This window comes from Vibrio sp. 10N.222.46.A1 (assembly GCF_041473595.1).
GTDB classification, from domain to species: domain Bacteria; phylum Pseudomonadota; class Gammaproteobacteria; order Enterobacterales; family Vibrionaceae; genus Vibrio; species Vibrio tasmaniensis_A.
Genome location: NZ_JBFRSN010001188.1, coordinates 1 through 657 on the forward strand (window position 1 = coordinate 1; position 657 = coordinate 657).

The window sequence follows — 657 nt, forward strand, 5'->3', positions numbered from 1 at the left end:
AAACCAAGTCACAGCTTCTACTAAGCTGTCTTCATTAAAGTCTGGCCAGAATTGTTCAGTGAAATACATTTCGGCGTAAGCTAATTGCCAAAGCATAAAGTTACTAATGCGGCACTCGCCACTGGTGCGGATAAGTAGATCGACTTCTGGAATATCTGCCATCGTCAGGTGTTGTGTAATCATAGCTTCATCAATGTCTTCTACATTAATATCGCCAGACTTAACCTGTTGAGCAATCGAAGTCATCGCTTGCTGGATATCCCACTTACCGCCGTAGTTAGCCGCAATATTAATAACCATACCCGTATTGGTGCTAGTCAAAGCTTCCGCTTCTTCTATTTTCTTTTGTAGTCGCTCATTAAAACGACTTTTATCACCAATAACACGAAGTTGTAGATTATTTTTATGAAGCTTTTTTACTTCACTCGATAGCACTGAAATAAACAGTTCCATCAAGAGACCCACTTCTTCTTCAGGACGACGCCAATTTTCACTACTAAAAGCAAAAAGAGTTACGGCTTTAATGCCAAGTCTGGCTGCTGAAGATATGGTTTTTCGAACAGCTTGAACGCCATTTTTATGACCAAAGACACGAGGCTTACCCTGAGCTTTTGCCCAGCGACCATTACCATCCATAATGATAGCAATGTGTTTAGG

The 657-nt window shown here is 40.9% G+C and carries 1 protein-coding gene; it reads right to left on the minus strand.

Features of this window, described 5'->3' with window-relative positions:
* A partial coding sequence (uppS, locus tag AB4496_RS25095; RefSeq protein WP_372132531.1) for a polyprenyl diphosphate synthase occupies positions 1–657 on the minus strand: 657 nt, incomplete at both ends.